Origin of the sequence: Bosea sp. NBC_00550 (assembly GCF_026020075.1) — a bacterium.
Classification (GTDB): domain Bacteria; phylum Pseudomonadota; class Alphaproteobacteria; order Rhizobiales; family Beijerinckiaceae; genus Allobosea.
The window spans coordinates 73,642-91,030 of sequence record NZ_CP102772.1 but is presented as its reverse complement, the minus strand read 5'-3'; the positions used below and the strand labels follow the sequence as shown (position 1 = coordinate 91,030).

The window sequence follows — 17,389 nt, the reverse complement described above, 5'->3', positions numbered from 1 at the left end:
TCCATGCCGGAGCCTGCCCGGCGGATCGCCAGGCATGGATCCCGGATCTGCGCTTCGCTCCGTCCGGGATGAACAGCCTTTCCACGAAAATGCACGCTCTACGCGGCCACCTGAATCCTGGCTTCGCCCTTGTTCAGGAAGCAGGTCTTGTCGAAGAGCGCGAGGTCTAGCGGGTTGGGCAAACGCACATCCGCGATATCGGGAAACGGCTTGCCCGACGCTTCATAGGCGCGGTCGACTTGCGAGATGAAAACGAGGATCAGCCCGCGCTCGCGCGCGAAGGCCTTAAGCGTCGTGACCTGAATGGCCAGTTCCGGCGTGTCGCGTCGCTGGTCCAGCAGTTGGAGATAGTCGATGACCGCCACCGTTCCGGGCGGCGCAGCGGCCAACGTTGCAGTGATGTAGTCGGCACTGATGGCATCGGAGCAATCGCACTCGAAAAGGCCGGCGAACTCGTCAGGCTCGATGCCGATCGCACGCAGGCGGCCCGCCACGTCTGCCGGTGTGTATTCGAGCGTGAGGAACACGCCGCGATGTCCTGCCTTCATGGCTTCCGCCAGCAGCGCCAGGCTCGCCAGGGTCTTGCCTTGCCCGGGTCGCCCCGCCATCAGCACGAGATCGCCCGGCTGGAGGCAAGGCAGCAGCCTGCGAGCGGACGTCGTTCGGGGCTGCTTCGCGACAAGCAGGCTCCAGCTGCGATAACCTTCTTCGGTGGCGATGCGGTCGAGCGCGGTATGGAGCGGGATCTGCTCCCTGCGGCTCAGCAGCCTGGCCTTGCGTTTCAATTGATGGATTGGGGCCGACAACGTCATGACGAGAACCTCCTATCGCGAGCAGGTGGCGCAATCCCTCCTCATGCGTGATGCCCGGACAGTCGGTCGGATTGTCGGAAAATGCCCCGTATGAAAGATACTTCCCCGGCTGGAGGGGGGAGGCTCGGGCCGAGCCAGAATCGGATTCTAGCTCAAGCCGGAGCGCAGGAAAACAGCCGTACCGGCGTACCCGTCAGATAGACGATCTCAGCGCGCCCAGCGCACGATCTCGACGAGGACCTGCGACAGCGCCCGGTCTAGCGCCTGCGTCGCGCCCGCCCCATCGACGGCGCCCGCCGGCACGCGCGCGGAGAACAGGCGCGCGCGCTGGATCTGCCCGGTCCGGTCGCCGACGATCTTTGCGGTGATCGCGACCACCGCCGTTCCGCTGGCGGCGTCGATGTTGAAGCTGCGGATGTCGGTGTTGAGCTGCACATCGGGCTGGATACGCTGGCCCGGCGCCGAGACGGAGCCGACGCGGCTGGCGTTCTCGAAAGTCTGGATCAGGCGCGCCTGCACCAGCGCCGGGATGCGGTCCGCCCATTGAGCCCCGCCGACGAAGGACAGCGCGCCGCTCGAATCCTTGACGATGACCCGGTCGGAATCGAGCGCCTGCACTGCCGTCGGCTCGGCGACGATCATCACGGCGCGCGAGCCGCCGACGCGACCGAAGCCGCTGGGTGCCGAAAGGTCGAAGGTCGTCGGCGTCGAGCCGCCGCAACCGGCCAGCAATGCGCTGGCGACCAGCACGAAAGCCGTGAGGCAACGGGCCTTGGTCGCCGGGTAGAACGGTGCCTCGGTCGTCATGAGCTAGCGCGATCCGTTGTATTGCGGGAGCGGCGGCTTGCCGCCGAAGATGAACTGCTGCGGGTTACGTTCGAAATTCCGCAACGTGCGATTGAGTTCCGTCAGCGTGCGCTTGCCGTCGGCGGCGAGCGATTCGACGTCGCGCAGCCCCGGCCCGGTGAAGCGGTTGATCCCGGATGTGATCTCCGCCGTGCGCTTGTCGAGATTGTCGGCGAGAACGCGGATCGACTTGGCGGCGTCGGCGACCTCCTGGAAGGCGCTGCGGCCATCGGGACCCGATCCGGAGTCGAGAAAGCCCTTCGCCGCCTTGAGCACGCCCTCGACCTGATCGGCCGCGCGGTCGAGCTTGGCCGAGATCGAGGCGGCGTCCTTGACCACCTTGGCGACATCGGCGCTGGAGCCGCCGAGCGCGCCGGTGAACTTGTCGACGTTCTCGATGATGCTGGCGACCTTCTGCCGGTCGACCGAGCGCACCACCGCCGTCAGTTCCTCGCTGAGCGACTGCAGCTTCTGCGACAGCGGCTGAATGGTCTCGGCGAGATTGCCGAAGCCGGCCATCAGCTTGTCGATGCCGTCAGCATTGTTGCCGAGCGCCTGCGAGAATTTCTCGACATTGCGCACCGTGTTGTTGATCGGCCCGGTGTTCTGCTTGATCAGCCCATCGAGCGAGGTCAGCATCGTGTCGGCCTTCTGCGCCACGTTGCGCACGGTCTCGATGATGTCCTGCAGCTCCGAACGCTCGGCGATGATCGTCGGCATCGGCTCGCCGGGCTTGGCGGTCAGCACCGGCGCGTCGGGCGCACCGCCGATGAGCTGCAGCGCGACCACGCCGGCCAGACCCTGAGCCTCGATGCGGGCGCGTGTGTCCTCGCGCAGCGGTGTCGTGCTGGCGACCTGGATGACGGCGTAGATGCGGCGGGGATCGTCAGGCTGCAATTCGATACTGGTGACCTCGCCGACGCGCAGGCCGTTGAACAGCACGCTCGATCCGCGGCCGAGACCGGTCACCGTGCCGGTGAAGATGACGCGGACGCTCTCCCTGCGTCCGGCTCCGCCGCTGTTGAACCAGTAGACGAAGCCGAAAGCCGCCGCGAGGACTGCGAGCGTGAAGAGGCCGACAAGTGCGTAGTTGGCGCGCGATTCCATGCCCTAGCTGCTTCGTTCCCGCTCCCCGGACGACATCCGGGCCATGGCACGCTCGCCACCAAAATAGGCCTTCAGCCACGGATGCTCCGAGGCGAGCATCGTCGCAAGCGGACCGACCGCGATCACCTTCTTATCCGCCAGAGCGGCGATTCGATCGCATGCATGATACAGGCTGTCGAGATCGTGGGTCACCATGAAGACGGTCAGCCCCAAGGTCTGTTTCAGCGTCATGATGAGGTCGTCGAACTCGGCCGCGCCGATCGGGTCCAGGCCCGAGGTCGGCTCGTCGAGGAAGACGATCTCGGGGTCGAGCGCCAGCGCGCGCGCGAGCGCAGCCCGCTTGATCATGCCGCCGGATAGCTCGGAAGGCACCTTGTCGGCGGCGTCGAGCGGCAGGCCCACCAGATCGAGCTTCACCATCGCCAGCTCATCGAGCAGATCGGGCGAGAGCTTCAGGTATTCCCGCATCGGCACCTGAATGTTCTGCTTGACCGTCAGCGCCGAAAACAGCGCCCCCTGCTGGAACATCACCCCGAAGCGGCGCTCGAGAACGCGGCGCTGCTGGCCGTTGAGCGTGTCGACATTCTCGCCGAAGACTTCGATCGTGCCTCTCGCCTTGCGCACCAGCCCGAGGATGGTGCGGGTCAGCACGGACTTGCCCTGCCCCGACCCCCCGACGAAGCCGAGGATCTCGCCGCGCATCACGTCGAGATCGAGCCCGTCCATGATGACCTTCTCGGCGAAGGCGACCTTGAGATTGCGGACCCGGATCACGGCCTCGGGCTCGTCGGCCGGCCGATCGGCAGGCGGCGGAGCGGCATCGGCCTCGTGAGCAAGAGATCTGTCGTGGGCTGCCATCGTCAGAACTCGATCGAAGCGAAGAACATGGCGAAGAGGCCGTCGACGACGATCACCATGAAGATCGCCTTCACCACCGACGCCGTGACCTGACGGCCGAGCGATTCAGCCGAGCCCTTCACCGCCAGCCCTTCGATCGATGCGATGAGCCCGATGACGAAGGCCATGAAGGGCGCCTTGATCAGCCCGACCGCGAAATGCTTCCAGGTGATGACCGATTGCAGCCGGGCGAGGAAGGTGTCGACGCCGATGCCGCCATAGAGCCATGCCACGAGGCCGGCGCCGACGAGGCCCGCCATCGCCGAGATGAAGGTCAGGATCGGCAGCGAGATGATCAAGGCGAGGATGCGCGGCACGACCAGCACCTCGATCGGATCGAGGCCCATCACGCGCAGCGCATCGATCTCCTCGCGCATCTTCATCGAGCCGATCTCGGCGGTGAAGGCCGAGCCGGAGCGACCGGCGATCATGATCGAGGTCAGCAGCACCGCGAGTTCCCGCAGGATCAGGATGCCGGTGAGGTTCACGACGAAGGCCGAGGCGCCGAACTGCTGCAGCTGGAAGATGCCCTGCTGCGCGACGATGCAACCGACCAGGAACGAGATCAGCATGATGATCGGCGCGCCATTGAAGGCGATCAGCTCGATCTGGTTGACCAGGGACGGTCCGCGGAACTTGCGCGGCCCGAGCACGACGCTGGCCGAGCCGACCACGACCTCGCCGAGGAACATGGCGCCGCCAACCATGTCGCGGCCGAAGCGGACGATGCCTTCGCCGATATTGACGAGGATGTCGACCACGCGGAATTGATGGTGGGGCGCCGGCTTGTCCTCGTCGTGGACATGGACCTCGGCCAGCAGGATCTCGTGCTCGGGCTTGTCGCTGACGATGTCGATCGACCCGCCGTGGCGCATCTGACGCGCCTTGAAACGGTTGAGGACATAGGCGCCGAGCGTGTCGAGGCGGGTGACGTCCGAAAGATCGAGGCGGGCCGACGCCGCCTGCGGCAAACGCTCGACGATCTCCTCGACCAGTTCCTCGATGCGCGGAGCACGGTCGGCGCTCCAGGAGCCGGCGAGCGCCACCGCGAGCGTGCCCGCATCGTCGCGGATGATCGCCTGCGGTTCGGCGGTATCAACGCTCGCCATGTCGCTGTGACGTCCCTCGCCCCGGCCGGGGCAGCCTTGCGGCTGCGCAGCACCGGTTCATCGCGCCGAAATCCACCCCCGTGCATCCTTTATTGCCGCCATGGCGGTGCTTGGCAAGCGCATGGCGCCGGGCCGGACGTTTCGGCGGCAAAGCGTTGCCGAACGGCCATAGAATGGCCCGCTCGGGGCGGATTGGCCGGCCTCAGGGCCCCCGGCAGCAATTCCTTAAGGAATCGTGGAGCAGCTTCGGGCGCAGAACCTCCCGACCACCGCTGATTCGGCTGGTCTATCGAAGGCAGAATGGTCATGGGCGATGCGCGCTCGCTGACACCGCTGAGCCAGGCCGATTTCGAGGCGATTGAGGCCGCCGTGCTGGAGACGGCGCGTGGCCGCTGGTTCATGGCAGAATACGCCAAGCGCAACCGCCAGTCCGACACGATGCAGTTGCTCGGCGCGATCCAGCGGATCGAGCGCGTCGTCGGGCTCGGCGTGCAGGAGACCAGCCGCGAAACCAACCTGATCGAGGCCGCCGCGTTGATCAGCGATCTCCGGGCCGATCTGGAGCGCGTGAGCGGCAAGGCCGATATCCGCTCGTCGGGCCTCGCCGTCCAGATCGAGAAGGCGGCGGGCACCGTTCTCAGTGCGACCGAGGCCATTCAGGAAGCTGCCTGGGAGCTGCGCGAGGCCGGCGCCGAGGAAGGGCTGTGCGACAGGCTCGACCGGCAATCCACGGAGATATCGACCGCGATCGGCGTCGTCGACGGGCTGGTCCAGCGCATCGACAAGATCGCCGACACCATCGCGATGCTGGATTCGAGCCTGCGCGCCTTCGGCGAAATCTCCCGCGAGCCCGGCGCGAGCTTCGAGGCCATGGCGGCGGCCGCCGAGAGAGGCGCATCGGCGTCGGGCTATGTTCCGACGGTGACGATGCGGCACAGCTATGACAATCTCGACGTCGTGGGATCGGACGAAGTCGAGGCCCCGGTTGAGCTCAATGACCGGATCGCTCCGGAAACGCGCATGGGAACGGTCCATCTTCTCGACGATGACATCGTCTTCGATGAGCCGGCCGCAGCACCGCCCGAGCCGAAACGCGTCGCGGCGGGCTATTCGGAAGCAGGGCTGCGCGAGATCGACGCCCTGCAGGCCGATCGCAAGCTCGCCTATTTCGTCTGACGCCACGCGGCGCTCTCCATCTCCCCGGTAGGGAGCGTCAGTTCTCGCGCCGAATCGCGCTTTCGTGCCAGCGATGCAGCAGCAGGTACGAGATCAAGCTCGTCGTCAGGAAGATCGCGATTCCCGACAGCGAGATCATGACCAGCGCGGCGAAGACGCGCGGGATCTTGAGCTGGTAGCCTGCCTCGAGGATGCGATAGGCGAGGCCCGAGGCGTTGCCGCCGGTGCCCGCGACGAACTCGGCCACGACCGCCCCGATCAAGGCGAGACCGCCGGAAATCTTCAGCCCCGCCAGGAAATAGGGCAGCGCCGCCGGCAGCTTGAGATAGCGCATGGTCTGCCAGCGCGAGGCGCCGTAAAGCTCGAACAGGTTGACGAGGTTGTGGTCGGCCGAGTTCAGCCCGAGGATCGTGTTGGAGAGGATCGGGAAGAAGGCGACGATCCAGGCGCAGATCAGCAGCGAGAGGTCGATATCATCAGCCCAGATGATGATCAGCGGCGCGATGGCGACGATCGGCGTCACCTGCAGGATCACCGCATAGGGCAGCAGCGCCATCTCCAGCCATTTCGACTGGCTGAACAGCACGGCGAGCGTGACGCCGACGATGATCGCAGCGGCGAGCGCCATGAAGGTGATCTTCAGCGTGATCCAGAGCGAACCCGAAAGCGTGCTCCAATCGGCGACCAGCGTCTGCCCGACCAAGATCGGACCTGGCAGCACATAGGAGGGAATCTCGTTCCAGCGGACAGCGAACTCCCAGAGCGCCAGGACGATCACCCCGATCGCGAGCGGCGCGACGATGCGCGGCCAGACGCTGACCGGCAGGCCGAGAAGCCGGGGTTCCGCCGTGGCGAGAGGCAACGCCTGCGCGTCGGTGCCATCGGCCGCCAGCGTTTCGACGGGAGCGCTCATTGGCCGATCGCCTCCTTGAGCTTGGTGGAGGCGACGCGGCAGAGATGGGCGTATTCGCCGGAGGTTCGGAACAGGTCGTCGCGCGGATAGGCGGCATCGACCGCGAGATCGGCCATGACCCGACCGGGGCGCGCCGCCATCACGACGATGCGCTGCGAGAGATAGACCGACTCGAAGACGGAGTGGGTGACGAAGACGGCGGTGAAGCGCTCGCGCGCCCAGAGCTCCAGCAGGTCGTCGTTGAGGCGGTGGCGGGTGATCTCATCGAGCGCCGCAAAGGGTTCGTCCATCAGCAGGATCTTCGGCCGCATGACCAGCGCGCGGGCGATCGAGACTCGCATCTTCATGCCGCCCGAGAGCTCGCGCGGATAAGATGTCTCGAACCCCTTGAGGCCGACCAGCGCCAGCATCTCGGCCGCCCGCGCCTCGGCCTCCGCCCGCGGTACGCCCTTCAGCTTCAACGGCAACATGACGTTGGCGAGGGCGTTGGCCCAGGGCATCAGGGTCGGGTCCTGGAAGACGAAGCCGAGATCGCGACCGCCATGGCCGGCACTGCCCTGGCTGGCGCCCTCCTCGCCCGGCCACGAGATCATGCCGGATGTCGGCGCGCCCAGGCCCGCGATCATGCGCAGCAGCGTCGACTTCCCGCAGCCGGAAGGTCCGAGCAGGCTGATGAACTGCCCTGCCGCCAGTTCGAGATCGACATCGCGAACGGCCAGCGTGCCATTGGCGAACTGTTTCGAGACATGCCTGACAGCCACCAGCGGCGTGCCGGCGCTCTCCTTGTCCGGAGCTGTGCTTAGATAGGCCGTGTCCAAAGCCTGATGATCCGATCTACGAAATGCCGTCATTCTCGGGCGCCGCATAGCGGCGACCCGAGAATCTCATGACGAGAAGCCGCTGGTTTCCGAGATGCTCGGGTCAAGCCAGAGCATGACGTTTCCCTCAGGCCTTGCCGATGCCCTTGTTGACGAAGTCGAGGCTGTAGGCCTTCTTGAAATCGACCCCGGCCGGGAAGACGCCGACATCGCGCATCGAGCCGTAGAAGCGCTCCCAGCGCGCATCGGTCATGGCGCCGATGCCCAAGGTCAGCGCGTCGCCGGACTGCACGATGCCGCGCTCGTTCATGACCTTGACGGCGTAGTCGAGCTTCTCCTGGTCCAGGTCGGGGTTGTCCTTGAGGATGCGCGCGTTCGCCGCTGCAGCTTCCGCGCCGCCCTTCATGTACTGCGCCCAGCCTTCGAGCGAGGCGGTGACGAAGCGCTGGATCAAGTCCTTCTTCTCGGTGACGAGCTTGCGCGAGACGTTGATCGTCGTGTTGTAAGCCTCGAAGCCGCTATCGGCGAGGAGGTGGACGACCGGGTTCACGCCGGCTTTCTGGATCGCGAAAGGCTCGGAGGAGAGGAAACCCTGCTGGGAGAGGTTTTTGTCGGCCAGGAACGGCGCCATGTTGAAGGTGTAGGGCCTGATCTGTTCATCGGTGAAGCCGAACTTGGCGCGCAGGAAGGGCCAGAAGGCGGTGCGCCCCTCGGCGCCGATCAGGATCGGCTTGCCCTTCAGGGCGGCCAGCGTGTCATTGCCCTGATTGGGGTGCGAGATGATGACCTGCGGATCCTTCTGGAAGATCGACGCGATGCAGAGGAAGGGGATGTTCTCCTGTGCGAAGCGGATCGCCTCGAAGCTCGTCGACATGCTCATGTCGACGCGCCCGCCGAGCAGAAGCTGTGACGGGTTCTGCTGCGGCCCGCCGGGGCGGATCTCGGTCTCGATGCCGTATTTCTTGTAGATGCCGTTGGCGGCGGCAAGATAGTAGCCGCCATGCTCGGCCTGGGCGCGCCAATTGGTCTGGAAACTCAGCTTGTCGAGCGCTTGCGCATTCACGCGGGCGCCCGGTACGGGGATCAGCAGGGAAGCCGTCGAGCCGCCGATCAGCCCGAGCGCGGCGCGCCGGTTCACGCGATACTTCATCGTCGTCATCTCGCTATCTCCCCTGCATCTGCGGGCGGTCCCGCCACTGGCCCGTCTCCTTATCCCATGCGATAGCACCGCGGGACAATGCAACGCCGGGCTACCGGGTTTCTGCACAGAAACAAGGCAGCATTCATCGGCGAAGGGCTCCGCAAAGTGATGAACTTGCATGCATCGCATCCGTGACTAGCTTCAGCCCCACCAAACCTGTTCTCCGTGCAAGGCAGAGATCGCGTTCATGAAAGTCCTGATCTTCGGCGCGACCGGCATGGTCGGCCAGGGCGTCCTGCGCGAGTGCCTGCTCGATCCGCAAGTGAAAGGCGTCGTCTCGATCAGCCGGCGGCCCATCGGGCAGGTCGATCCGAAACTGCGGGAGCTCGTACATGCCGATATGACTGATTTCGCCGCCCTGCAGCCCGAGCTTACCGGCTTCGACGCCTGCTTCTTCTGCCTCGGCATCAGCTCGGTTGGCATGCCGGAGGCCGACTACAGCCGCATCACCTATGACATGCCGGTCGCGGCGGCGCAGGCGCTGGTGAAGGCGAGCCCGCAGGCGGTCTTCATCCTGGTCTCCGGCGCCGGCGCCGACAGCAGCGAGCACGGCAAGGTCATGTGGGCGCGCGTCAAGGGCCGCGCCGAGAATGCGGTGCTGAAGCTGCCGTTACGGGGGGCTTACGTCTTCCGGCCGGGCGGTATCCGGCCTATGCACGGCATTACCTCCCGTACAGCCTGGTATCGCATGCTCTACACCCTGACGGCTCCGCTCTGGGCGGTGCTTCACCCGATCTTTCCGCGCTACGTGACTTCGACCGAGCAAATCGGCCGGGCGATGATCCGGATCGCACGGGACGGCGCGCCGGAGCGCATCCTCGATTCCGCCGCGATCAACCGGCTCGGAGCCAGCACATGACCGCGCGTTTCTGGGGCGACCTCAAGAGTTCCGACTTCACCGCGCTCACGCCCGAGCGCACCGTCGCTGTGCTGCCGTTGGCGGCGATCGAGCAGCACGGCCCGCATCTACCGGTCTCGGTCGACACCACCGTGATGAACGCCATGCTGGCCGAGGCGATGCCGTTGGTGCCGGCCGATCTCGACGTCCTCGTCCTGCCGACGCAGGCGATCTGCAAGTCGAACGAACACCTGCATTCGCCGGGCACGCTGACGATCGGCTGGGAGAGCGCGATCCGCGCCTGGATCGAGATCGGCGAGAGCGTGAAGCGCGCGGGCTTCAGCAAGCTCGTGCTGCTCACCTCCCATGGCGGCAATGTCGACCCGATGAAAATCGTCGCGCGGGAGCTGCGCGTGAACCACGGTATGCTCGCGGTCTGCACCGCCTGGATGTCCTTCGGCCTGCCGGAGGGTATTTATGCCGAACTCGACATCCGCCACGGCATCCATGGCGGCGATGTCGAGACCTCGCTGATGCTGCATTTCCGGCCGGACCTCGTCGATATGAGCAAGGCCGGGCTCTTCAAGCCGCATACGGTGACGATGGCCGAGGAAGGATACCGCCATCTCAGGCCAACCGGTCCCCATGCCTTCGCCTGGATGGCCCAGGACGTGAACCGCTCGGGCGCCGTTGGCGACGCCAGCCTTGCCACGGCCGAGAAGGGCAAGGCGACCGCGGCGCTGCAGGCGAAGGGCTTCGCCGAACTGATGGCCGATGTCGCGCGCTTCCCGCTCGATACGCTCTACGAGGCGGGCTGACCGCCAGGGCTCGACCGTCCCACCACGTCATCCCGGGCTTGCCCCGGGATCCGTCGAAGGGCGCCGGAGTTCCATGATGGATCCCGGATCGGCGCCGCTTCGCGGCTTGTCCGGGATGACCACGCGGTTTTACGAAAGTGCACCGTTCCCTGCGGGTGGCTCAATCGGGATCGAGGAGGCGCGGGCCCGGCCCCTCCTCCGCCAGCCGATCGAACGGATTGTGCAGCGGGCAGTCGCGCACCGAGAGACAGCCGCAGCCGATGCAGCCGTTGAGATGGTCGCGCAGCCGCGTCAGCCGGTCGATGCGGTGTTCCAGCTCTGCCTTCCAGGCGGATGACAATCGCGTCCAATCGGCGACGGTCGGCGTGCGCTCCTGCGGCAGGGCCTTGAAGACCTCGCGGATCGTCTTCAACGGCATGCCGGCCCGCTGCGCCACCTTGATGATCGCGACCCGGCGCAGCACCTCGCGCGGATAGCGGCGCTGGTTGCCCGGCGTGCGATGGCTGCGGATCAGCCCTTCCGCCTCGTAGAAATGCAGCGCCGAAACGGCAAGGCCGCTGCGGTGGGCGACGTCGCCGACGCTGAGCTCGCCCGGCAAGCGCATCTTCCCGGCCATTCCGAAACGCCCCTTGACCTTAACCTTAGTTGAGGTTCTATAAGCCCTGCTCCCGTGATGCAAACCGGAGCGTTTCCATGCACCAGAAGGTCGACACCCGGATCAGGCTCGCCCTGATCTACGGCAGCAGCCGCGAAGGCCGCTTCTGCGACAAGGTCGCCGGCTGGGCGATCTCGCAGATCCAGGGCGACGGGCCCTTCGATCTCGCTATCGTCGATCCCGGCGAGATCGACCTGCCGCCGCGCCATGTCAGCGGCAAGCACCCTGCCCTCGAGGAACTCCGCCAGATCATCGGCTGGGCCGACGGCTTCGTCGTGGTGACGCCCGAGTACAATCGCGGCTATCCAGCGATCCTGAAGTTCCTGATCGATGCGGTCGGGCCGGAATGGCGCGGCAAGCCGGTCAGCTTCGTCTCCTATGGCGGGATTTCAGGCGGCCTGCGTGCCGTCGAGCAGCTGCGCCTCGTCTTCGGCGAGCTTCATGCCGCGCCGATCCGCGACGGCGTCGCCTTCGCCGATGTCTGGAGCCGCTTCGATGCGGAGGGCTGTCTGGTCAATGCCGACCGCGCCGAGCAGGCGATGGCGACCATGCTGGCACAGCTTCACTGGTGGGCGAGCGCGCTGCGCACCGCGCGCCAGAACGTGCCCTACGGCCAGTTCGCCTTGGAGCCGGAATCCGTCTCCAAACTTTGAGTGAGAGAACGCGTTCTCCGATCTGACTGCGTGGCAGTCGGATCGGCGCGTGATCTAGCCTGATACGTCACGCGAACGTGGAGACAGCTTCACAAATCCGAACTGGTCTCACCGTGTCGGGATGCGGAACAATGCCCGCCCCGAGACGAGGAGCAGACGGATATGAAGCTCAAACTTCTCCGCAACGCGACGCTGAAACTCGATTACGGCGGCAGGACCTTCCTGATCGACCCCGATTTCGGCCCGCGCCACAGCCGCCGCTCCTTCACCGGGCGCTCGGAGAACCCGATGGTCGATCTGCCCGAGCCGATCGAGGACATCCTTGCCGGCGTCGACACGGTGATCGTCTCCCATCTCCACGCCGATCACTTCGACGAGGTCGCCAAGGAGCGGGTTCCAAAGGGGCTGCCGATCATCTGCCAGCCCGGCGACGAGGCGGCGATCGCGCAGGCTGGCTTCTCCTCGATCACCGCGATCGACTGCTTCATCCGGCTGGGGCCGATCGTGCTGAAGCGGCATCCCGCGCAGCACGGCACCGGCGCCGTCGTCGAGAAGATGGGTCAGGTGATGGGCTTGAGCTTCGAGGCGCCGGGCGAGCCGACGCTCTACTGGTGCGGCGACAGCGTCTTCTACCAGCCGCTGCGCGACGCGGTGGCCGCGACCGGCCCCGATATCATCGTCACCCATTCCTGCGGCGCGATGTGGGACAACACGCTGATCGTCATGGACGACGAGCAGACGCTCGATCTTGCCGAGGCCTTCCCGCGCGCGACCGTGATCGCGACGCATATGGAAGCCCTCGACCACGCCACCGTCAGCCGCACCCGCCTGCGGAAGGCGGCGAAGGAGCGCGGCGTCGACTCGCGGCGGCTGCGCATCCCCGCCGATGGCGAGACGATCGAACTCGGCGTACCCGCGCTGGTGTGAGCTGTTTCAACCCGAGCCGTCATCCCGGCCGCAGCGAAGCGAAGAGCCGGGATCCATGCCTGAACGTCTAACAGAAATGCTCAGGCATGGATCCCGGGTCTCCCTTCGGTCGCCCGGGATGACCAGCGCCTGAGAAACTGTCCTACTCGCCGGCCTTCATCTGCCTGGCGTAGATGTCCTTGTACTGCTCGCGCAGAAGGTTCTTCTGGACCTTGCCCATGGTGTTGCGCGGCAGCTCGGTGACGACGAAGACCTGCTTGGGCTGCTTGAACTTGGCGAGGCGCTGCTCCAGCGCCCGGGCGATGCCCTGGGCGGTGATCTCCGCTCCCGGCTTGGCGACAACGACCGCCGTCACGCCCTCGCCGAAATCGGGATGCGGCACGCCGATCACGGCGCTCTCGATCACGCCGGGCATCTCGTCGATCTCGGTCTCGACTTCCTTGGGATAGACGTTGTAGCCGCCGGTGATGATCAGATCCTTGCCGCGCCCGACGATGTGGACGTAGCCGGCGGGGTCGATCTTGCCGAGGTCGCCGGTGATGAAGAAGCCATCGGGCCGGAACTCGGCGTTGGTCTTCTCGGGATTGCGCCAGTAGCCCTTGAAGACGTTCGGGCCCTTGACCTCGATCATGCCGATCTCGTCGCGGGCAAGCTCCTTGCCCGTCTCGGGATCGGTGACGCGTGCCGAGACGCCGGGCAGCGGGAAGCCAACCGTGCCCGCCACCCGATCCCCGTCATAGGGGTTCGAGGTGTTCATGTTGGTCTCGGTCATGCCGTAGCGCTCGAGGATGGCGTGACCGGTGCGGGCACTCCACTCCCGATGCGTCTCGGCCAGCAGCGGCGCCGAGCCGGAGACGAAGAGGCGCATATGCTTCGTCGCCTCCTTGGTCAGTCTGTTATCCTGAAGCAGCCGGACATAGAAAGTCGGCACACCCATCATGCTCGTCACTTGGGGCAGGTATCTGAAGACCTGCTCGGGATCGAATTTGGGCAGCAGGATCATCGAGGCGCCCGAAAGCAGGATCACGTTGGTCGCGACGAAGAGGCCGTGGGTGTGGAAGATCGGCAGGGCGTGCAGCAGCACGTCGCCCTTCGTGAAGCGCCAGTAGTCGACCAGCGCCAGCGCGTTGGACGACAGGTTGTCGTGGCTGAGCATCGCCCCCTTGGAGCGGCCGGTCGTGCCGGAAGTGTAGAGGATCGCGGCGAGATCATCCGGGCCGCGCTCGACATCGGTGAAGCCCGTCGAGGCAGCGCTCGCCTTGTCGAGCAGGCTGCCGGTGCCGACGCCGAGCGTCTCCAGCTTCGCGCCGGCCTTCTCGGCATAGGGACGCAGCGCCTCGGCCTTGGCAGGGTCGCAGACGAAAACGGCGGGCGCGGCATCCCCAAGGAAATACTCGATCTCGGCCGGGGTGTAGGCGGTGTTGAGCGGCAGGAAGATCGCGCCGGCGCGGACCGTGCCTAGATAGAGCATCAGCGCCTCGAAGCTCTTCTCGACCTGCACCGCGACACGGTTGCCCGGCTTCACGCCGAGGCCGACAAGAGCGTTGGCGAAGCGGGCGGAAACGTCGAGCATGTCGGCATAGGACAGGCGCCGGCCGTCATCGAGCAGCGCGAAAGGCGCCTCCGGCGCCGGCATGCGCGAGCGGATGAGGTCGAACAGGTGATTGCCCATGATTTCGGGTCCTTTCAGGCGTTTCCGTCTTAACTCGCCGCCGGGCGCAGGAGCTTGCGCACGCCGGAAGAGGCCACGACCGTATTGCGGGTCGCGAAGGCTTCGTGGTTGGTCTCGATGTCGTCGAGATCGTAGCGGTAGTTCACCATCACGCCATGCGACTCGCGATGGCCGCGCGCCGAGAGATTGCCGCCGACATTGATGCGCTCCAGCCGCGCGCCATTGCCGAGATGGAAGCGCGCGACGGGGTCGATGACGCGGCCGGACGCGGTGCGCGCCCGCAGCAGGTATTCGGCGGTCATCTGGCCGAGCAGCTTGTCGCGGCGCGCCTTCGTCACGTCGTCGAGCGAGATGGTTTCGCCGGGCCGGCGGGCAAGCTCGGAACGTTCCTCATTGGTGAGGGCCAGCTCGCCGTTTTCCCCGGCGACGCCGGCAAGCCAGCGCGCGAACCCAGGCACCGGCGACAGCGTGACGAAGGTGTCGAGGCCCGGCAGTTCGCGCTTCAGGTCTTCCGCCACCTGCTTGATCAGGAAATTGCCGAAGGAGATGCCGCGCAGGCCTTCCTGGCAGTTCGAGATCGAATAGAACACCGCCGTCGTCGCCGCCTGCGCCGGCAGCACCTCGCGCTCGGGCTGAAGCACCTCGCCGATGCTGCGCGGAATCTCCGTGGTGAGTGCGACCTCGACGAAGATCAGCGGCTCGTCGATGAGCTGCGGGTGGAAGAAGGCGAAGCAGCGCCGGTCCGCCGGCTCGAGCCGGCGCCGCAGTTCGTCCCAGCCCTGGATCTCGTGGACCGCCTCGTAGCGGATGATCTTCTCCAGCACATTCGCCGGGGTGCGCCAGTCGATGCGACGCAGCACGAGGAAGCCGCGATTGAACCAGGAGCCGAAGAGATGGCGGAAGTCGTCGTCGATGGCCTTGAGCTCAGGCTCGGCCTCCATCGCTTCGAACAGGGCCTCGCGCATCCTAACGAGAACGGGCGTGCCGTCCGGCGCGAGGTTGAGGCGGCGCAGCAGCTCCTGACGGCGCGGCTCGGCAGCGAGGTGCAGCGCCGAGATCGTCGCCGCGTCGGGTTTCTCCCGATAGGCCTCGATCGCCTTTTCGAGCCGGTCATGATCCGGCCCGAAGCGCTCCCGCAGCAGATTGAAGAAGGCGAGCCGGCCGGGCTTGTCGAGCCGCTGCCAGGCTTCCAGCACCGCCTGCGCCAGTGCCATGCCGGACGCCTCGCCCCGGCCGGAGAGCAAATCCTCGCAGAGCCGGTCGATCGGACGAGCGCGATTGCCGAGGAAGCGTTCGAAGCCGATCAAAGCACGGCCGCGATCGGCCACGCTGGTCAGAAGTTCGCCGAGAAATGCCATATCGATGCTGGCCTCTTGGTTGCCTTACGATCCTAGAGTGCACTGCATCCTGACGGAAGCGCCGGAGTGGCGTGAGCGAGCGTCATGCTCGGGCTTGACCCGAGCATCTCGGAAACCAGTTTTCTCTGGTCCCGAGATTCCCGGGTCTACGCTTCGCTGCGCCCGAGAATGACGCCCGGTTTCCCTCAGCGCAGCAGGCTCCAGGCCTTCAGGAAGAAATCGGGGGTGCCGAAGTTGCCCGACTTCAGCGCCACGACCATGTCCGGCCCATCGACGACGCGCGTCCAGGGCACGCCGGGGTCGATCTCGGGCCCGATCTCCAGCGTGCGGATGCAAAGGCCGAGCACCGTCGCGCCCGAGGTTTCTCCGCCCGCGACGAGAAGCCGCGTCACGCCGCCCTCGGAAAGACGCCGCGCGACCTCCGCGAAGGCGTGCTCGACGATGCTGCCGGCCTTTTCGCGGCCGAGCTTGTCCTGCACGGCCGCGACTTCCGCCGGATCGTCGCTGGAATAGAGCAGGAATGGCTTGTCCTGCGGCTGCGACAGCGCCCAGGCGGCAAGTCCGGCGGCGTCCTGGCTTCCATCGGCCAGCGCGAAGGGATCGACCTTGAGCGCGGGATAGCCCGCTTCCAGCGCCGCCTTGATCTGGCCGCGCGTCGCGGTCGAACAGCTGCCGGAGATGATGCCGGCGCGGCCGGCGGGAGCCTTCAGCTCCTGCGGGCCGGGCCGCTCCGGCAGGAGACCGGCGCGGCGGAAATTCTGCGGCAGGCCCATGGCAATGCCCGAGCCGCCGGTCAGCAGCACATGCTCGGACACAGCGTGTCCAAGCGTCATCAAATCCTCGTTGGTCAGGGCGTCGGTCACGGCATAGCGGAGGCCATCGGCCTGAAGCTTGGCGAGGCGCGCCTTCACTGCGGCAGAGCCGGCCAGGACCGTAGCGTAATCGACGAGGCCAACCTCGGTCTTCGCCTGTACGGACATCAGTCGCATCAGGTTCGAATCCCGCATCGGCGTCAGCGGGTGGTCCTTCATCGAGCTCTCGTGCAGCGGCACGGCGCCGACGAAGAGATAGCCCTGATAGATCGAGCGGCCATTCGCCGGAAAGGCCGGGCAGACGATGGCGAGCTTCGCGCCAAGGCGCTCCGCCAGCGCATTCGCGACCGGGCCGATATTGCCCTCAGCCGTCGAATCGAAGGTCGAGCAATATTTGAACAGGATCTGCCGCGCCCCGCCTTCAAGCAGCGCCTCACAGGCGGCGAGCGAATCCGCGACGGCCTCGGCCACCGGGTTGGTGCGCGACTTCAGCGCGACGACGACCGCGTCGGCCTCCGGCAAGGTGCTGCCGGCAGGCGGCACGCCGATGACCTGGACGGTCCGCATGCCGGCACGGTTCAGCATCAGCGCGACATCGGTCGCGCCGGTCATGTCGTCGGCAATCACGCCCAGCAGCATCACGTCGTCTCCCTCGGCCATCCGGCCGGTTGCTATCGCTGTTCTAGCCGCCGATCACCGATGAAGCGACAGCCATCGCCGCATCCAACGGTCTCCCTGAAGGCATGCGTCGCCGCGCCGCATCAGGGACATTCGAGG

General features: G+C 66.2%; 17 protein-coding genes. 5 read left to right on the top strand and 12 right to left on the bottom strand.

Annotated features, from left to right (window positions below; genetic code table 11):
* Window positions 1-98: 98 nt before the first annotated feature.
* From NWE53_RS00460 to NWE53_RS00440, 5 genes are all read right to left on the bottom strand, one after another.
* Window positions 99-812: a DNA helicase gene (locus NWE53_RS00460; RefSeq protein ID WP_265052444.1), complete on the bottom strand. Its 714-nt coding sequence runs from the start codon at window positions 810-812 to the stop codon at window positions 99-101.
* 207 nt (window positions 813-1,019) lie between these two features.
* The gene (locus NWE53_RS00455; protein WP_265052443.1) at window positions 1,020-1,619 is read right to left on the bottom strand and encodes an ABC-type transport auxiliary lipoprotein family protein; all 600 of its coding nucleotides are present in this window, start codon (window positions 1,617-1,619) and stop codon (window positions 1,020-1,022) included.
* Window positions 1,620-1,622: 3 nt separating this feature from the next.
* Window positions 1,623-2,765, bottom strand: coding sequence for an MlaD family protein (locus NWE53_RS00450; protein ID WP_265052442.1), 1,143 nt, complete (start codon window positions 2,763-2,765; stop codon window positions 1,623-1,625).
* Window positions 2,766-2,768: 3 nt separating this feature from the next.
* Window positions 2,769-3,623 (bottom strand): ABC transporter ATP-binding protein, encoded by an 855-nt coding sequence (locus NWE53_RS00445; protein WP_265052441.1) that lies wholly within the window; start codon window positions 3,621-3,623, stop codon window positions 2,769-2,771.
* A gap of 2 nt (window positions 3,624-3,625) precedes the next feature.
* Window positions 3,626-4,771 (bottom strand): ABC transporter permease, encoded by a 1,146-nt coding sequence (locus NWE53_RS00440; protein ID WP_265052440.1) that lies wholly within the window; start codon window positions 4,769-4,771, stop codon window positions 3,626-3,628.
* Between the two features lie 306 nt (window positions 4,772-5,077).
* Here NWE53_RS00440 and NWE53_RS00435 point away from each other — a divergent pair, with 306 nt between their 5' ends.
* The gene (locus tag NWE53_RS00435) at window positions 5,078-5,947 is read left to right on the top strand and encodes a hypothetical protein (protein WP_265052439.1); all 870 of its coding nucleotides are present in this window, start codon (window positions 5,078-5,080) and stop codon (window positions 5,945-5,947) included.
* A 37-nt stretch (window positions 5,948-5,984) separates the two neighbouring features.
* Here NWE53_RS00435 and NWE53_RS00430 read toward each other — a convergent pair whose 3' ends face one another.
* From NWE53_RS00430 to NWE53_RS00420, 3 genes are all read right to left on the bottom strand, one after another.
* Entirely contained in the window at window positions 5,985-6,860 is an 876-nt protein-coding gene (locus NWE53_RS00430) for an ABC transporter permease (RefSeq protein WP_265052438.1), read from the bottom strand.
* On the bottom strand, window positions 6,857-7,678 hold the full coding sequence (locus NWE53_RS00425) for an ABC transporter ATP-binding protein (RefSeq protein WP_265052437.1): 822 nt from the start codon (window positions 7,676-7,678) through the stop codon (window positions 6,857-6,859). The genes NWE53_RS00430 and NWE53_RS00425 overlap by 4 nt, the downstream gene beginning before the upstream one ends.
* Window positions 7,679-7,805: 127 nt before the next feature.
* Window positions 7,806-8,837, bottom strand: a complete 1,032-nt coding sequence (locus NWE53_RS00420; protein ID WP_265052436.1) for an ABC transporter substrate-binding protein — start codon at window positions 8,835-8,837, stop codon at window positions 7,806-7,808.
* A 229-nt stretch (window positions 8,838-9,066) separates the two neighbouring features.
* Here NWE53_RS00420 and NWE53_RS00415 point away from each other — a divergent pair, with 229 nt between their 5' ends.
* Both NWE53_RS00415 and NWE53_RS00410 read left to right on the top strand, forming a co-directional pair.
* Window positions 9,067-9,738, top strand: coding sequence for an NAD(P)H-binding protein (locus tag NWE53_RS00415; RefSeq protein ID WP_265052435.1), 672 nt, complete (start codon window positions 9,067-9,069; stop codon window positions 9,736-9,738).
* Window positions 9,735-10,535 (top strand): creatininase family protein, encoded by an 801-nt coding sequence (locus NWE53_RS00410; protein ID WP_265052434.1) that lies wholly within the window; start codon window positions 9,735-9,737, stop codon window positions 10,533-10,535. The genes NWE53_RS00415 and NWE53_RS00410 overlap by 4 nt, the downstream gene beginning before the upstream one ends.
* A 160-nt stretch (window positions 10,536-10,695) precedes the next feature.
* Here NWE53_RS00410 and soxR read toward each other — a convergent pair whose 3' ends face one another.
* Complete coding sequence (gene soxR, locus NWE53_RS00405; protein WP_265052433.1) at window positions 10,696-11,151, bottom strand: redox-sensitive transcriptional activator SoxR; 456 nt, start codon at window positions 11,149-11,151, stop codon at window positions 10,696-10,698.
* A gap of 77 nt (window positions 11,152-11,228) precedes the next feature.
* On the opposite strand from soxR, the gene NWE53_RS00400 reads away from it, so the two are divergent.
* On the top strand, window positions 11,229-11,843 hold the full coding sequence (locus NWE53_RS00400; protein WP_265052432.1) for an NADPH-dependent FMN reductase: 615 nt from the start codon (window positions 11,229-11,231) through the stop codon (window positions 11,841-11,843).
* A 162-nt stretch (window positions 11,844-12,005) separates the two neighbouring features.
* Window positions 12,006-12,770 carry an MBL fold metallo-hydrolase gene (locus tag NWE53_RS00395; RefSeq protein ID WP_265052431.1) on the top strand — a complete coding sequence of 255 codons (765 nt, stop codon included), beginning with the start codon at window positions 12,006-12,008 and terminating at the stop codon, window positions 12,768-12,770.
* Window positions 12,771-12,912: 142 nt separating this feature from the next.
* On the opposite strand, the gene NWE53_RS00390 is transcribed toward NWE53_RS00395, so the two are convergent.
* The 3 genes from NWE53_RS00390 to otnK form a co-directional block, all read right to left on the bottom strand.
* On the bottom strand, window positions 12,913-14,442 hold the full coding sequence (locus NWE53_RS00390) for a malonate--CoA ligase (protein WP_265052430.1): 1,530 nt from the start codon (window positions 14,440-14,442) through the stop codon (window positions 12,913-12,915).
* A 29-nt stretch (window positions 14,443-14,471) separates the two neighbouring features.
* On the bottom strand, window positions 14,472-15,800 hold the full coding sequence (locus tag NWE53_RS00385) for a malonyl-CoA decarboxylase (RefSeq protein WP_265052429.1): 1,329 nt from the start codon (window positions 15,798-15,800) through the stop codon (window positions 14,472-14,474).
* Window positions 15,801-15,985: 185 nt separating this feature from the next.
* On the bottom strand, window positions 15,986-17,272 hold the full coding sequence (gene otnK, locus NWE53_RS00380; protein WP_265052428.1) for a 3-oxo-tetronate kinase: 1,287 nt from the start codon (window positions 17,270-17,272) through the stop codon (window positions 15,986-15,988).
* Between the last annotated feature and the right edge of the window lie 117 nt (window positions 17,273-17,389).

Excerpts from the sequence above, each read along its gene's own strand:
- otnK (WP_265052428.1), bottom strand. The coding sequence starts at position 17,272 with ATGGCCGAGGGAGACGACGTGATGCTGCTGGGCGTGATTGCCGACGAC.
- NWE53_RS00410 (WP_265052434.1), top strand. The coding sequence starts at position 9,735 with ATGACCGCGCGTTTCTGGGGCGACCTCAAGAGTTCCGACTTCACCGCG.
- NWE53_RS00430 (WP_265052438.1), bottom strand. The coding sequence starts at position 6,860 with ATGAGCGCTCCCGTCGAAACGCTGGCGGCCGATGGCACCGACGCGCAG.
- NWE53_RS00440 (WP_265052440.1), bottom strand. The coding sequence starts at position 4,771 with ATGGCGAGCGTTGATACCGCCGAACCGCAGGCGATCATCCGCGACGAT.
- NWE53_RS00395 (WP_265052431.1), top strand. The coding sequence starts at position 12,006 with ATGAAGCTCAAACTTCTCCGCAACGCGACGCTGAAACTCGATTACGGC.
- NWE53_RS00385 (WP_265052429.1), bottom strand. The coding sequence starts at position 15,800 with ATGGCATTTCTCGGCGAACTTCTGACCAGCGTGGCCGATCGCGGCCGT.
- NWE53_RS00450 (WP_265052442.1), bottom strand. The coding sequence starts at position 2,765 with ATGGAATCGCGCGCCAACTACGCACTTGTCGGCCTCTTCACGCTCGCA.
- NWE53_RS00420 (WP_265052436.1), bottom strand. The coding sequence starts at position 8,837 with ATGACGACGATGAAGTATCGCGTGAACCGGCGCGCCGCGCTCGGGCTG.
- NWE53_RS00400 (WP_265052432.1), top strand. The coding sequence starts at position 11,229 with ATGCACCAGAAGGTCGACACCCGGATCAGGCTCGCCCTGATCTACGGC.
- NWE53_RS00445 (WP_265052441.1), bottom strand. The coding sequence starts at position 3,623 with ATGGCAGCCCACGACAGATCTCTTGCTCACGAGGCCGATGCCGCTCCG.
- soxR (WP_265052433.1), bottom strand. The coding sequence starts at position 11,151 with ATGGCCGGGAAGATGCGCTTGCCGGGCGAGCTCAGCGTCGGCGACGTC.
- NWE53_RS00390 (WP_265052430.1), bottom strand. The coding sequence starts at position 14,442 with ATGGGCAATCACCTGTTCGACCTCATCCGCTCGCGCATGCCGGCGCCG.
- NWE53_RS00460 (WP_265052444.1), bottom strand. The coding sequence starts at position 812 with ATGACGTTGTCGGCCCCAATCCATCAATTGAAACGCAAGGCCAGGCTG.
- NWE53_RS00435 (WP_265052439.1), top strand. The coding sequence starts at position 5,078 with ATGGGCGATGCGCGCTCGCTGACACCGCTGAGCCAGGCCGATTTCGAG.
- NWE53_RS00415 (WP_265052435.1), top strand. The coding sequence starts at position 9,067 with ATGAAAGTCCTGATCTTCGGCGCGACCGGCATGGTCGGCCAGGGCGTC.
- NWE53_RS00455 (WP_265052443.1), bottom strand. The coding sequence starts at position 1,619 with ATGACGACCGAGGCACCGTTCTACCCGGCGACCAAGGCCCGTTGCCTC.